This is a genomic window from Mucilaginibacter sp. P4_E8 (genome assembly GCF_056401495.1).
On record NZ_JBFUJG010000048.1, the window covers coordinates 1 to 14,059 of the forward strand.

The window sequence follows — 14,059 nt, forward strand, 5'->3', positions numbered from 1 at the left end:
GCGGATGAAAGAGCTTTTCGGTATAAGAATAAGTATAAATATGATAGAAAAGGGCACCAGGCGAAGGATGAAGAATATGATCAGAAAGGTGATATGGTACTTGTAAATGAATTTAAATATAACAAGGCCGGCTTTATTAAGGAACAAAATAGCAACATGGTAAACCGCAATCACATCAAAACGCATTATACTTATACGGCTTTTGATAAGGCAGGCAACTGGATTAAGCGCATAAAAGTACCCGAACTTGATAACGGAACCCTATCCCAACCTTTTTATACCGAAAGAAAGATAGTTTATTATCAATAAGTGAGATAGCCTTTCGGGAGGTARCAAATACGCTTTTTTGAGGTTCGGAATATTTATTTGAATTATTTTAAAAACACTGTTGAATATTTGATTTAAAAGTCTGATATTTGCAAACTCTTTTAAGTAAAGGGTTGATAATTAAAAATATTTGTCATGTCAAGAATTTGTGATCTAACAGGAAAAGGATCTTTAGTGGGTAATAACGTTTCTAACTCAAACGTTAAAACAAAACGTAGGTTTCATCCAAACTTAAAACTTAAAAAGTTTTATATCCCYGAAGAAGATAAATGGATTACCTTAAAGGTATCTACATCGGCTGTTAAAACCATCACTAAAAATGGTATAACTGCCTGTATCAATAAATTTGTAAAAAAAGGATACATTTAGTAGGGTTGTACGTTTGATGTTTTACGTTATACGTAAGATTCAAAACGTGCAGTATTATAATTAAAAAATTACGTAAGCCGGGAGGTGACACGTACAACATAAAAAGAAAATGGCAAAAAAAGGCAACAGGGTTCAGGTAATTTTAGAGTGTACTGAACACAAAACAAGCGGTATGCCAGGCATGTCTCGCTATATTACCACTAAGAACAAGAAAAACACAACTGAAAGACTGGAAATGAAAAAATTCAACCCGGTTTTAAGGAAAGTAACAGTTCATAAAGAGATTAAATAATTGGTTGATTAAGTTGATGGTTGATTAGGTTTAAAGTGCTAACAACAATTAACTCACTAATTCAATAAGTCACTAATTCAATAATTAAAAGAAATGGCAAAGAAAGTAGTTGCAACACTGAAAGTAGCAGGTAAAGGCAAAGAATATTCAAAAGTGATCACTATGAATAAATCACCTAAAACAGGTGCTTATTCATTTAAAGAACAAATTGTCCCTAACGATTTTGTTAAGGATGCTATTGCAGGTAAAACACTGTAATAACTTTTTGATCAAAATATAGAAGCCGTCTTGTTTTTACGAGAGGGCTTTTTTTGTTGATTACATACTGATGTGCAGATTTCAAGTGTACAGATGTGCAAATGAGATCATATTATAACATTGATCTGATATCTGCTAACATGAATATCGGCATATTTGCAAGGCTAAGTTTAAACATCAAAAAATCTGCATATTTGAAATCTGCATAGCTGCACATCTAAAATCTGCATATCTAAAAAACTATGGGATTATTTGATTTTTTTAAGAAAAAGGATAACACACAGCAGGAGCAGCAAGCCCTTGATACTGGTTTAGAAAAAACCAAGGATAACTTTTTTTCAAAGATCACCAAGGTAATAGCAGGCAAATCAACAGTTGATGATGATGTTCTTGATGAGCTGGAAGAAGTACTGGTAACATCAGATGTTGGTGTAAGCACTACCTTAAAAATAATTGAGCGCATACAGGCCCGCGTAGCCCGCGATAAATATGTAGGCACCGGCGAACTGAACACTTTGCTGAAGGACGAAATTCAGCAGTTACTGGCCGAAAACAACAGTAACGATTTCAGGAACTTTGAATATGGCAACCACAAGCCTTATGTAATTATGGTGGTTGGGGTTAATGGTGTAGGTAAAACTACTACCATTGGCAAATTGGCCCATAAATTAAAGCAAGCAGGCAATAAAGTTGTCTTAGGCGCTGCCGATACCTTCCGCGCTGCCGCGGTTGAACAGCTGCAGCTTTGGGGCAAAAGGGTTGATGTAAGAGTAGTTGCGCAGCCTATGGGCTCAGATCCCGCATCTGTAGCTTATGATACATTGACATCTGCAGTGGCCAATGGCGATGATGTGGCTATCATTGATACCGCAGGCCGTTTACATAATAAAGTAGGTTTAATGAACGAGCTTACCAAGATCAAGAATGTAATGCAAAAGGTGATCCCTGGCGCCCCGCACGAGATATTGCTGGTGCTGGATGCCTCGACCGGGCAAAATGCTATTGAACAATGCAAGCAATTCACTGAGGCTACCGCGGTTAACGCGTTGGCGCTAACCAAGCTTGATGGTACGGCCAAAGGTGGTGTAGTGATAGGAATTTCGGATCAGTTTAAGATCCCGGTAAAATATATAGGTGTAGGCGAAGGCATGGAGCATTTGCAGCTGTTTGACAGAACTGAATTTGTGAACAGTTTGTTTAAAGTGTGATTTCACTGATTATTTGAGTTGATTTCACCGATTGATATGTCAAACTTTGAACATGATGCTCTTACTGAAAAGATAATAGGCTGCTGTTACGAAGTTCATCGTTCATTGGGGCCGGGATTTATTGAAAAGATTTATGCTAAAGCGCTGCAACATCAGTTAGTATTAGAGGGAATAAATTTTGAAGTAGAAAAAGAGTTTAACGTTGTTTTTAAAGATCAGTTTGTTGGAAAATTCAGGTGTGATCTTTTTGTTGAAAACAAAGTTATCGTTGAACTTAAATCAGTAACGGGGCATATCCCTGCATTATTTAAAAGTCAACTACTTTCCTATCTCAAAGCAAGTAAGGTAAAGACAGGATTACTTATCAATTTTGGTAATCCAAGTTGTGAAATAAAAAGGATATCAGTTTGATCAAATCAATTGTAATTCTTAATAAAGATCGGTGAAATCACTCCTAAAATCAGTGAAATCTCAAAAATATTATGAGGACAAAAGAAATTTCAAGGCCGACAGCCCAAATAGTTAAACCCCGTGTAAACGTGGTTACTTTGGGCTGCTCAAAAAATATATACGACTCTGAGATCCTGATGGGTCAGCTGAAGGGCAACCAGTTTGATGTGGTGCACGAGGCTGAATCTGTTAACAGCAACGATATCATCGTGATAAATACCTGTGGCTTTATTGATAACGCCAAGCAGGAATCTATCGATACTATTTTACAATACAGCGAGCTTAAAGAGCAGGGTAAAGTTGGGAAAGTAATTGTGACCGGTTGCCTGAGCGAGCGTTATAAACCTGAGCTGGAAGCCGAGATCACCAATGTTGATGCTTACTTTGGTACTAACGATCTGCAGAATTTATTGCAATCAGTTGGTGCAAATTATAAACATGAGCTGATAGGCGAACGCTTATTAACTACGCCATCGCACTTTGCCTATTTTAAAATTGCCGAGGGCTGTAACCGTCCATGTTCGTTCTGTGCCATCCCACTGATGCGTGGCAAGCACCTGAGCACACCAATTGATCAGTTGGTTATGGATGCGCAGAAGCTGGCAAAAAATGGCACCAAAGAGCTTATACYCATAGCGCAGGACCTTACCTATTACGGGTTGGATCTGTATGGTAAACGTAACCTTGATGAGTTGCTTCGCCGCCTGTCTGACGTAAACGGTATTGAATGGATCAGGCTGCAGTATGCTTATCCATCCGGTTTTCCGATGGAGATATTGGACGTAATGAACGAGCGCGATAATATTTGCAAATACATGGATATGCCTTTACAGCACATCAGCGATAATATGCTGAAATCTATGCGCCGTGGTCTTACCAAACAAAAAACAATAGATGTAGTAAACGAGATCCGTGATAAAGTACCGGGTATTGCTATGCGTACTACCTTAATTACCGGTTACCCCGGCGAAACAGAGCGCGATTTTGAAGAAATGCAGCAGTGGGTTGAAGAAACTAAGTTTGACCGTTTAGGTTGTTTCACTTACTCACACGAAGAAAAAACCCATGCCTACTCTTTAGTTGATGATGTTCCTGATGAAGTAAAACAACAGCGTGCCGATGCCATTATGGAAATTCAGCAAGGTATTTCGTTTGATAAGAACCAGGAAAAAATAGGTCATACTTTTAAAGTGCTGGTTGATAAAAAGGACGGTGATTACTTTGTGGGCCGTACCGAGTTTGACTCGCCCGAAGTGGATAATGAAGTTTTGATTGATGCTAAAATTGATTATGCAACTATAGGAAGCTTTGTTAATGTAAAAGTTAACAGTGCCGAAGATTTTGACCTTTATGGACAAATTGTAAAATAATGCTAATTTGTGGCACATAACCAGTAATGATTTTACATTTGGATTAATGGAAGCCTCCTGTACAAGCTATAAAGACACCGGATTTTTTTCGCCCACGGTTATTGATTATCTCGAAAACCGTGCTGATCTTAAACAATTTTACGGCTACCGCCCGGATATGGCCGGTTTTGCCGAGCTGCTAAAAAATAAAAAGGTTGTTGCTAACAGGGAGATACTGGTACGTGTATTGACAAAACAATACGCCCATAATGAGCCTTATCCCTCCATTGTAGAGCACAATATTGAGCTGCTTAAAGAAGATAGTACTTATACAATTACCACAGGTCACCAGTTAAATATTTTTGCAGGCCCGCTTTATTTCCTTTATAAAATAGCTACGGCTATTAAATTAGCGCAGCAACTAAAAGCCGCTCACCCCGATAAAAATTTTGTTCCTGTTTACTGGATGGCCAGTGAAGATCATGACTTTGCCGAGATCAACTATACCAATATTGGTGGTAAAAAGGTGCATTGGTGGTACGAGGCATCGGGCGCTACCGGACGTATAAATCCCGATACTATGCGCCAGGCTCTTAATCAGTATAAAGGCGTTTTAGGGATGGAGGGTTATTCGCAAGATCTGGCAAAAATTGTAGAAACAGCCTATACCCGATTTGATAAACTTGCCGATGCTACCCGCTACCTGGTTAATGCCTTGTTTGGCCAATACGGACTGGTGATTATAGATGCCGATGACCATGAGTTTAAGCAGCAGTTTGCCCCCATCATGGAGCAGGACATCATTGATCAGCACAGTTTTAAAAATATAAGCGCCACCAATGAGCAATTGCAAAAATTGGGGGTACATATACAGGTTAATCCGCGCGAAATAAACTTTTTTTACCTGAAAGACAGCCTGCGCGAACGTATAATTTTTGAGCAGGACAGCTATCAAGTAATGAATACTGATATCCGTTTTACAGAGGCTGAACTGAAAAAGGAAATCGCGACAGCGCCGGAGCGTTTTAGCCCAAATGTAGTAATGCGCCCGCTATACCAGGAATGTATTTTACCCAACATTGCCTATATAGGTGGTGGCGCCGAAGTGGTTTACTGGTTGGAGCTTAAATCAAATTTTGATTTTTACAAAGTTGATTTCCCTATCCTGATATTGCGTAACTCGGCTTTGATGGTGCGTAAGGAACAGGCTGCCAAAATTGAACGTATGGATCTTGATGTTGCCGCCCTGTTTAAACCAACAGACGAATTGCAAACTGAATGGATAAAGAAACATAGCGAACATAATCTTTCATTAGAAGGGGAATGGCGTGAATTGACCAGTGTTTTTGAAAAAATAAAACTGAGGTCGTATAAAATTGACCCAACATTGTCACCATCTACAGCTGCAGTGCAAGCCCGCCTTAAACATGCTGTTGATAATCTGGAAAAGAAATTAATTAAAGCCGAAAAACGCAATTACCAGGTAAGGCTTGAACAACTATCAGCAGTTAAAGCCGAATTGTTCCCTAAAGACAGCTTGCAGGAGCGTACCGAAAATTTTGGCCTGATGTATGTAAAATGGGGGCAATCATTCATTGATGAACTCATCCGCCATTTTGAACCGCTTGAGTTTAAGTTTACTATTTTAACGGAAGAATAAGTTAAATCTTCAAAATATACGCTGGTTAATAACTGCCATAAAACCATCCTTGAATTTTTCGCTAACGGGGATCTGTTTATCGCCAATGTATATATGGTTATCCTGAATTTTGTTGAGCTGTTTGGTATTTACAATGTATGAGTTATGTACGCGTACAAATGGGATTGACAGTTGTTCTTCAATATCTTTTAACCGCCGGTAAATAAGTAATTGATCGGTATGCATCACCACCCTTACATACTCCTTTTCACCTTCAAAATATAGTATGTGTTCCAGTAATATTTTGCGGAGCACTTTGCCCGATTTTACAAAAAAATATTCCTGCTCGGGTTGTGTTGTTGGGATAATAACTGGCTGGGCTTTTCCGAAATAAGCTTCTATCTTTTGCATAGCAGCCAGGAAACGTTTCAGTGTTATGGGCTTTAGTAGATAGTCAATAGTTTGAAAAGTATAGCTCTCGGCAGCAAATTCAGAATAAGCGGTTGTAAAAACAATTTTGGTGTCAGGTGATAATAGTCCGGCGAGTTCCATACCGCTCAGATGCGGCATGTTGATATCTAAAAATATAAAATTTACCTTATGCTTGTTCTCTTTTAAAAATGCAAGCGCTTCCAGGCCGTTATAGCACTTGGTTAACAGTTGCCATTGCGTGGTTTGACTGATCAGCATTTCGAGCAGTTTTACCGCATTTGGTTCGTCATCAATAATAATACAACTTAAATTCACGCTAAAGGGATTTTTAAAAAAGCAGTAAACGATAGTTCATTTTTATTAACATCCAGTTCAAAGTTTGTTCCGTATAGCAAGGTAAGCCTTTTATGCAAATTTGCTATCCCAAATCCGTTACTGCCATTTTGTTTAGGTTTGGCATATACGCGGTTAGTGGTTTCAAACAATAGGTAATTATCCTGCTGAATCAATGAAATTTTGATGCAGTTATCCAGGCTTGATTTATCAATGCCATGCTTAAAAATATTCTCTATAAAAGTCATCAGCAGCATAGGCGGAATCCGCAGGTCCTGGCTAAAATCTTTTTTAAAGCTCATCTGGGTATCATGCCTTATACGGATCTTTTCCAGCTCCATATAATTCTCAATAAATTTAACTTCGGTGGCGATAGCAACCTCATCCTTAGGGCTCTCATCCAAAAAATAGCGCATAATGTCTGACAGGCGCTCGATCAGAGCAGCGGTTCTCGGCGCTTCGCGATAAGCCTCGTAATAAATGTTATTGAGTGTGTTGAACAGAAAATGTGGCTGTACCTGCGATTTTAAAAGGTTAAGCTCTGCCTGGCTTTTTTGTACCATCATCTCTTCGGTTTGCTGCTTTAATTTGAAATAAGCAATAGCTATACGGAATATAAAACTGAGCGCGAATATTAAAATTCCGGCCAATGAATATTTTAGCTGACCAAGAAATGTTGTAGGCTCAATTTTAGAGGGTTCGGCAAAGTACGTATTGTAAATAAACGAAGATAAATAACCGCGGGTTAGTCCTGTTATTATCAAAAGCAGGATCACCAGTAACACATACGCCGCATATTTTTCACGCTGGTAAAAACGCGGAAACAAAAACAGGATATTGCCATATATAATAACTGCATAAAAAAAGCAATTGATCAACGGGAACACAGCCGATTCTGCAAGCCCATCCATTGGCAGATAGGAAAAAAATGTAATAACGTAGAATGAGACCCAGGCAAGCCATTGCAGTTGAGTAATGGTTGCCTTTCCTTTAAATACTTGCATGTTTTAAAATTACAAAGGTTTTTTATTGTTCTTGCTTTTTTTCAACCGATGCCTTTGTTTATTAAACTAAAGGGGCACAGGGTTTAATAAACAGCGTAAATGCCTGTTTATTGAATCTTTACCGCCAGTTGTTAAAAATAGCTATGCAGCAGTTGAATTGATTTTTTTTGGCGGTGAATAAGAGGCAGCTTTAATCATTAATTATAAAAAGGACCTGCTTTAAACCATTAACTATCATGAAAACAGACTGCTGCTCTATCATCAAAATTATTTTGACAAGTTTAGCCTTGCTGTGGCAATTGCTGGGCAATTTAAGGCCGGTATGGGCACAAACAGATACCATACACCTTAATGATAAACGATTGATGACCCAGGTGTTACAACCGGGCAATAAGCAATACCTGGTATATTTTCAAAATGTAAAAAGTAAAAAGAATTTACGGTTTTGGTTTTGGCTGCGCAATATTGAAGTGGGAACCAAAAACAATGAAAAGGTTTTTACCATAAGTCAAAACTGGTTTGGTAGCGATAGCACATCATTCAGACAAGTTTATTCTGTTAATAAGGTTGCCGATTTTGCGCCTCTTTACCATGCAGAAACTATAGGCGGCAAAACAAAAGCATATAACTGGGACACGGATAAGATCACCGCGGCCGATACCGTAAAAAATAACGACGTGAAAAATTTTTCGCTTGATTTTAAACAGCCCAATTTTAACTGGAATTTGGACATTGAAACTTTTGAAATGCTGCCATTGGCGGCGGGAAAAACCTTCGCTATTAATTTTTATGATGCCGGTTTGGAGCCACCCATGTACGTGCTTTATAAAGTTGCAGGCGATGAGGTGCTTACTACCTTAAATAATGACAAGGTTGATTGCTGGAAACTATTTACCGAAAGTGATTACCAGGGTAAACACTATACAGAAACCTATTGGATAAGCAAAAAGGCACACGAGTTTTTAAAGGAAGAAGATGCTTTTGATGGGGGCTATCGCTATAAAATAAAACTCCTGGCCGCGGCTCCTGACCTGTTGAAAAGGTTTGTTAAGTAGGGTTGGAGCCAAAGGATTAAGACTTACGAAGTTTAACTCAGCGATGTTAGTTTTTTTAATTGTTTCGTTGAGGGCTTCGCCGTTTTAAAACTTCGTAAGTCTGCCATGTTATTATGCTGAAACCGTATGCGTTTTATATACAATGATGTCGCCATCACGCAGATCGGCAGAATTGGTCACGAAGTTTTGCAGGTGAGGCTGGCTGTTATGCAGCTCTAATCCTGCAGCATCACTCCACTCTTCATGAAAAATATAAATATTAGGATCTTCTTCAACCTGGTGCAGATCATACTGCAGACAGGCGATCTCCGTTTTTGAATGGCTCACTAATTCCAGTAAGTGTGCTTTTAAAGCATCGGCGTAGCCTGGTTTGCTTTTAATTATTGCAGTTAAGTAAATGCTCATGTTCTTGTGTTTGGGCGATGATGAAATTTTTGGTAAGATGATCAGTATAAGTGTCAAGATTATGTTGAATATCGGCATTTTTCATCACATCATGAAAATGCAGGCTTTGCAAAGGCGTCATACCGGTAAAAGCATTCATCCGGTGAAAGCCAAATAACGGTCCATCGTCAACACTGGTTTCCATAAAAAACTCATTTGGCAGGGTAAAGGCTTCTTTGGGGGCGTTCCATGATGTGGTTACCATGTATTGCCTGCCATGCAGCATACCACCGGTGCCGTAATTAATTGTTGGGTTTTCGGCCGTGCGGCCATCGCTTTGGTATATTCCATTAGCATGGCCTTCGGTAAATACTACATCAATATATTTTTTAAGTCCGTGTGGCACCTGGAACCACCAAGTAGGTGTGTGGTATATCACCACATCTGCCCATACATATTTTTGAACTTCTTCGGCCGGGTCGTACTCTTCATTAATATCAGTGTATTTAACCTCGAAGCCGGGTTGGTTTTCGAAAAAATCAACAGTTGTTTCGGTTATTGTTTTATTAAACTTTCCTCCGGAATGGCCAAATTTTTGGCCGCCGTTTATTACAAATATTTTCTTCATTGTGTTATGCTCTAATTTTATGACGCAAAATTAGACCTGATTTATCTACTATTAAAATAATTTAAATCATACATTTGTATCATAATTATGATAGATAGAAATGGTAAATTTAGAATGGTACAGAACCTTTAAGGCCATTTATGAAACCGGGACATTAACAGGTGCTGCCGAAGCGCTGTATGTATCACAACCCGGAGTTAGCCTCCACTTAGGTTCGCTGGAGGCTTATGTGGGTTATAAACTTTTTGACCGCACCTCGCGTAAAATGGTATCAACAGAACGGGGAAAGATATTGTATAACTATATACAGGAGGCATTGGAAAAACTGGAATCGGCCGAAAAACATTTTCACCGGAGTACGGAAAAGGACACGCCCACCATAAGTATAGGCATGTGTTTTGAAACCTTCCAAATTACTTTAGAGCCTTATTTAGCCGGGTTGCCCTTTAACGTGATCATTAAGTTTGGCGAATACCCGCAAATGCTGAGCGATCTGGACAATGGCATCCTCGACCTGATCATTACCCCGCAGAAGGGCAATAATAAAAGCATAGAATACACGCCGTTCTCCAAAGAGACAATTGCATTGGTAGCCGGCAAAAATACCGATACCACACTCTTTGAAAAGTTGCTCGCGCAAAATGACATGCCTGGGTTACAACAATGGCTCACCAACCAGAAGTGGTACGGTACCACTGGTGATATGGAACACTGGCTAAGGTTTTGGTATGTTAATTTTAACAGGCGGCCAAATTTTAAACCCAACTTTATTGTACCCAACTTAAACTCCATTGTACGGTGTTTAAGCAGTGGTGTAGGCCTGGCCGTGATTCCTGATTTTTTATGTAAAAAGGAACTTGAAAGCGGTGATGTAAAGTTGATATGGGAAGGTAAGCTGAAGGTGGAGAACACCCTGTACTTTGCCATGCGCAAAAAAACCATTTACACCAAAGAGATCAATGTTATCCAGGAGATCTTTATGAAGGAAATGGCTTAAAAGCAACATATCATCGCGACATTGCGGGAGAAAGAAGCAGAAGCCTCACCCAACCCTCTCCAAAGGAGAGGGCTTTAAAAGATTTTAAAAGTCTCCCCTTTTAGGGGGAGATTTAGAGGGGGCTTCTACTTCTTCCACTCATTATCAACCAACCGCCATATCTGTAGCGGATTAGCATCCTGCAAAGCTAAAGGCAACAGGCTATCTGGCCAGTTCTGGTAACATACCGGGCGTACCCAGCGTTTTACAGCATTAACACCAACGGCGGTAAAACGACTATCTGTACTGGCCGGATAAGGGCCGCCGTGCACCATACTGGCACAAACTTCAACTCCTGTAGGTACACCGTTAAACAATATCCTACCGGCAATGGAAGGTAATACATCCACCAGGTTTGGATGATCTGTCAGATCTTTAACGGTACCCATTACGGTAGTAGTAAGTTGTCCCGATACCGATTTTAAAACTGTTACCAATTCTTGTTCATCCTTACAGCTTACCATGAGCGAGTATGGTCCAAACACCTCCTCGTGCAGTAAAGGATTCGTTAAAAATGTTTCGCCGCTTACCAGGGCAACGGTTGGCAGAGCTTCAATGTCATGAGCGGCCGTAGCGGCTTGCTGAACCAGCTTTACACCTTTTTGCTCCAGTGCCTCGTGGCTCTTTTTTTCGTAAGCTGAATGGATACCAGCATGCAGCATTTTAGCCGGTTGTATGGCTTCAATGCCTGTGCTTAAATGATCCAGGAAATCATGAAGGGCGGGGCTTTCAACCGCCAGCATTAAACCGGGGTTAGTGCAAAACTGCCCCATGCCTAAGGTGATAGAGCCTGCGTATTGTGTGGCCAAACCGGCGGCATTTTGTTGCAGGGTATCTGGTAAAAATATAACCGGGTTTATGCTGCCCATTTCCGAAAAAACAGGAATGGGGTTTTTTCTTTGTGCTGAATAATCAACCAAGGCCTTACCCCCGGCGGTAGAGCCGGTAAAACCTACCGCGGCTGTATGGTCGGCCTGTACCAGGGCTTTGCCACTTTCAAATGAGGTTCCGTGTACATGCTGAAAAACATTTTCAGGCATGTTGCATGTAATTATGGCTTTTTTAATAGCGCTGTATACCATTTCAGAAGTTTCGGCGTGGGCAGGGTGTGCCTTTACCACAACCGAACAACCAGCCGCCAGCGCGCTGGCAGTATCACCACCAGCGGTAGAATAAGCAAACGGGAAATTACTGGCCCCAAATACAATCACAGGCCCCAGCGGGATCAGCATTTTGCGCAGATCGGGTTTTGGCAACGGAGCTCTGTCTGGTATGGCGGTATCAATGCTGGCCTCTACCCAGCTGCCTTCGCGCAGCATGGTGGCAAACATGCGCAACTGTGCAGTGGTACGGGCACGTTCGCCTGTTAAGCGACCTATGGGTAAATTAGTTTCTTCGGATGCCTTTTGCAGTAGGGCATCGCCTAATGCTTCAATTTCATTGGCTATGGTATCCAGAAATGTGCTTTTTTCTTCGATGCTCTTTTTTTGAAAGATCTGAAACGCGGCGTGTGACTGCTGCATTACCTGGTTTATTTCTTCAACGCTTGCTTCTTTAAAATGGTTAGCCATGGCAGATTTTATGATGTGTTATATATGATACAAACGGGTTGTATCCAAAATAATTTTAACAAATATATTTAAACAAGGTTCAATATAACTCACCAATACTATCCATTAATGCTATGATTTTGGCATGTTTGATCCGTAGGGCTTTAAACTGAGATTGCTATCTCATAAGTCAAGGGTTTTAATTAATATTTAAAAGTACTGATATACAATAAAATATAGCTATCTTTAAGCAATTCCTTCCTCGCTACTGCAATAGATTCTTAGGCATTGCCATTTTTTGATACGGTAATAATTAAGCTTTAGTTAATAAAACGATATCAGTGCAATCATGTAAAAGAATGGTTATATAAATAGTCGCCATGTTTTTAAAAATGCTGCCCTCATATTGGTAATTGCTGGTATCCGGTAACAAAGGAACTAACCCTAAGAGATAACAAACTATGATAATGGATAAGCAAACAATTGAAAGCCAAACCCGTATGTACATGTTCGACCTATTGAACACAGCCAAAGAACATGGCTTTAAAGGCGAGGATAATTGGGAATTGAGCATGGTTACCAATACCGAAAGAATAAAAATTCAGAAGGATTACTACCCTACCGTTGCCGCCAAAATATTTCCCGAGATCCTGTTGCAGGTACTGCACACTATTAAAACAAGGCTCAATCAGTCGGCCCATAAAGAAGAACAAAAGCAGGATAGGAACAATGTTTTAAATGAAGAACTGAACTATTTAGTAGCCTTTAATCCCAAAAGACCGCGTACTTAATTATCCAAAATATCTTACTAAGCAAAGGGATCTGTCATCCTATGCTTGTCGGAGGGTTGTGTGTAAAGGCCTGCTCATAATGCTTCGACAAGCAATGTGACATTCTTTTTTTTGTATGTAAATTACCGGGAGCTCTCTACTGTATAAACAAAACTATCAGCCTTGTAATAACCAAGATTGTATTCAATAGGCCTTTCGCCCTGGTCAAAAACAAATCTTTTTCTGAACAACACAGCACTRCCAACGCTTACCCGCAACTTTTCGGCAATGAAACTGCCGGCCGATTTGGCACTGATCTCTTCTTTTGATAAGGTGGCAATAACAGAATGGTCCTGTTCCAGCATTTCATACAATGGTCTTTTGAAATCTTCATCGCCGGTAAGACCAACGCGGGGGTGAAAATAAGAAGCAAAATAAACAAAAGGCTCATCGGCCCGCCCCCTAACCCGTTCCATTTTTAATACTTTGCGGTCGGGTTTTATTTCAAAGAATTTGGCTAAGGTCTCATCCGGGAAAACCCAGGTAACATGCAGTTCAAAATTCTTAATGGGTATGCCCCTTAATGCCATTTCCTGCGAAAAGCTTAGCCAGTTATTTGATTTTGAACTAACCGCGGCCTGGGCAACCTTGGTGCCAAATCTTTTTTTGCGCACCAGTAATCCTTCAAAAACCAGTTTATTGATGGCTTGTCTTAAAGTTGTACGTGATATGGCCAGTTTTTTGGCAAGGTCAACTTCGTTGGGTAAAAGCTTACCTTCCTGATATTCTTCTTCGGCTATTAACTTTCTTAAAAGAGCTTCGGYCTGTACGTGTAAAGGAATAGGGCTTTTATGGTCTATAGCGTATTTCATTTATCGAATAAATTACAATGATAACCATTTTTTAATAACAAGTTTATTTGTTACTACATAAAGACGTTTTGAAATAGTTTTTATTATTAGCCGTTTTACTTAT

General features: G+C 39.9%; 17 protein-coding genes. 11 read left to right on the top strand and 6 right to left on the bottom strand.

Features of this window, described 5'->3' with window-relative positions:
• The 8 genes from AC1DRQ_RS17165 to bshC form a co-directional block, all read left to right on the top strand.
• Positions 1–309 (top strand): hypothetical protein (locus AC1DRQ_RS17165; protein WP_477425850.1); only part of this gene is annotated, 309 nt, incomplete at its 5' end.
• Between the two features lie 153 nt (positions 310–462).
• Positions 463–696, top strand: coding sequence for a 50S ribosomal protein L28 (rpmB, locus tag AC1DRQ_RS17170; protein ID WP_183566999.1), 234 nt, complete (start codon positions 463–465; stop codon positions 694–696).
• Between the two features lie 109 nt (positions 697–805).
• Positions 806–988 carry a 50S ribosomal protein L33 gene (rpmG, locus tag AC1DRQ_RS17175; RefSeq protein WP_067063463.1) on the top strand — a complete coding sequence of 61 codons (183 nt, stop codon included), beginning with the start codon at positions 806–808 and terminating at the stop codon, positions 986–988.
• A gap of 93 nt (positions 989–1,081) precedes the next feature.
• Positions 1,082–1,246 carry a DUF4295 domain-containing protein gene (locus AC1DRQ_RS17180; RefSeq protein ID WP_429399970.1) on the top strand — a complete coding sequence of 55 codons (165 nt, stop codon included), beginning with the start codon at positions 1,082–1,084 and terminating at the stop codon, positions 1,244–1,246.
• Positions 1,247–1,488: 242 nt separating this feature from the next.
• On the top strand, positions 1,489–2,454 hold the full coding sequence (gene ftsY / locus AC1DRQ_RS17185; RefSeq protein WP_477425851.1) for a signal recognition particle-docking protein FtsY: 966 nt from the start codon (positions 1,489–1,491) through the stop codon (positions 2,452–2,454).
• A 36-nt stretch (positions 2,455–2,490) separates the two neighbouring features.
• A complete protein-coding gene (locus AC1DRQ_RS17190) occupies positions 2,491–2,865 on the top strand; it encodes a GxxExxY protein (protein ID WP_477425852.1) in 375 nt (124 codons plus the stop codon).
• A gap of 71 nt (positions 2,866–2,936) precedes the next feature.
• On the top strand, positions 2,937–4,274 hold the full coding sequence (gene rimO, locus AC1DRQ_RS17195) for a 30S ribosomal protein S12 methylthiotransferase RimO (protein ID WP_477425853.1): 1,338 nt from the start codon (positions 2,937–2,939) through the stop codon (positions 4,272–4,274).
• Between the two features lie 46 nt (positions 4,275–4,320).
• Positions 4,321–5,913: a bacillithiol biosynthesis cysteine-adding enzyme BshC gene (gene bshC / locus AC1DRQ_RS17200; RefSeq protein ID WP_477425854.1), complete on the top strand. Its 1,593-nt coding sequence runs from the start codon at positions 4,321–4,323 to the stop codon at positions 5,911–5,913.
• Positions 5,914–5,922: 9 nt separating this feature from the next.
• Here bshC and AC1DRQ_RS17205 read toward each other — a convergent pair whose 3' ends face one another.
• Together AC1DRQ_RS17205 and AC1DRQ_RS17210 are read right to left on the bottom strand one after the other, a co-directional pair.
• Positions 5,923–6,639, bottom strand: a complete 717-nt coding sequence (locus AC1DRQ_RS17205) for a LytR/AlgR family response regulator transcription factor (protein WP_477425855.1) — start codon at positions 6,637–6,639, stop codon at positions 5,923–5,925.
• The gene (locus AC1DRQ_RS17210; RefSeq protein ID WP_477425856.1) at positions 6,636–7,661 is read right to left on the bottom strand and encodes a sensor histidine kinase; all 1,026 of its coding nucleotides are present in this window, start codon (positions 7,659–7,661) and stop codon (positions 6,636–6,638) included. Before AC1DRQ_RS17210 ends, AC1DRQ_RS17205 begins: the two co-directional genes overlap by 4 nt.
• Before the next feature lie 236 nt (positions 7,662–7,897).
• Between AC1DRQ_RS17210 and AC1DRQ_RS17215 the strand changes: the two genes are divergently transcribed.
• Positions 7,898–8,716 carry a DUF3108 domain-containing protein gene (locus tag AC1DRQ_RS17215; protein ID WP_477425857.1) on the top strand — a complete coding sequence of 273 codons (819 nt, stop codon included), beginning with the start codon at positions 7,898–7,900 and terminating at the stop codon, positions 8,714–8,716.
• Between the two features lie 111 nt (positions 8,717–8,827).
• Here the strand turns inward: AC1DRQ_RS17215 and AC1DRQ_RS17220 are convergent, their stop codons facing one another.
• Both AC1DRQ_RS17220 and AC1DRQ_RS17225 read right to left on the bottom strand, forming a co-directional pair.
• Complete coding sequence (locus AC1DRQ_RS17220) at positions 8,828–9,121, bottom strand: putative quinol monooxygenase (RefSeq protein ID WP_477425858.1); 294 nt, start codon at positions 9,119–9,121, stop codon at positions 8,828–8,830.
• Positions 9,093–9,728 carry an NAD(P)H-dependent oxidoreductase gene (locus tag AC1DRQ_RS17225; protein ID WP_477425859.1) on the bottom strand — a complete coding sequence of 212 codons (636 nt, stop codon included), beginning with the start codon at positions 9,726–9,728 and terminating at the stop codon, positions 9,093–9,095. The genes AC1DRQ_RS17220 and AC1DRQ_RS17225 overlap by 29 nt, the downstream gene beginning before the upstream one ends.
• A gap of 100 nt (positions 9,729–9,828) precedes the next feature.
• Here AC1DRQ_RS17225 and AC1DRQ_RS17230 point away from each other — a divergent pair, with 100 nt between their 5' ends.
• Entirely contained in the window at positions 9,829–10,725 is an 897-nt protein-coding gene (locus AC1DRQ_RS17230; protein WP_477425860.1) for a LysR family transcriptional regulator, read from the top strand.
• A 125-nt stretch (positions 10,726–10,850) separates the two neighbouring features.
• Here AC1DRQ_RS17230 and AC1DRQ_RS17235 read toward each other — a convergent pair whose 3' ends face one another.
• Positions 10,851–12,335 carry an aldehyde dehydrogenase (NADP(+)) gene (locus tag AC1DRQ_RS17235; protein ID WP_477425861.1) on the bottom strand — a complete coding sequence of 495 codons (1,485 nt, stop codon included), beginning with the start codon at positions 12,333–12,335 and terminating at the stop codon, positions 10,851–10,853.
• 446 nt (positions 12,336–12,781) lie between these two features.
• Between AC1DRQ_RS17235 and AC1DRQ_RS17240 the strand changes: the two genes are divergently transcribed.
• Positions 12,782–13,105, top strand: a complete 324-nt coding sequence (locus tag AC1DRQ_RS17240; protein ID WP_429399983.1) for a hypothetical protein — start codon at positions 12,782–12,784, stop codon at positions 13,103–13,105.
• A 122-nt stretch (positions 13,106–13,227) separates the two neighbouring features.
• Here the strand turns inward: AC1DRQ_RS17240 and AC1DRQ_RS17245 are convergent, their stop codons facing one another.
• Positions 13,228–13,956, bottom strand: coding sequence for a GntR family transcriptional regulator (locus AC1DRQ_RS17245; RefSeq protein WP_477425862.1), 729 nt, complete (start codon positions 13,954–13,956; stop codon positions 13,228–13,230).
• Positions 13,957–14,059: the final 103 nt, after the last annotated feature.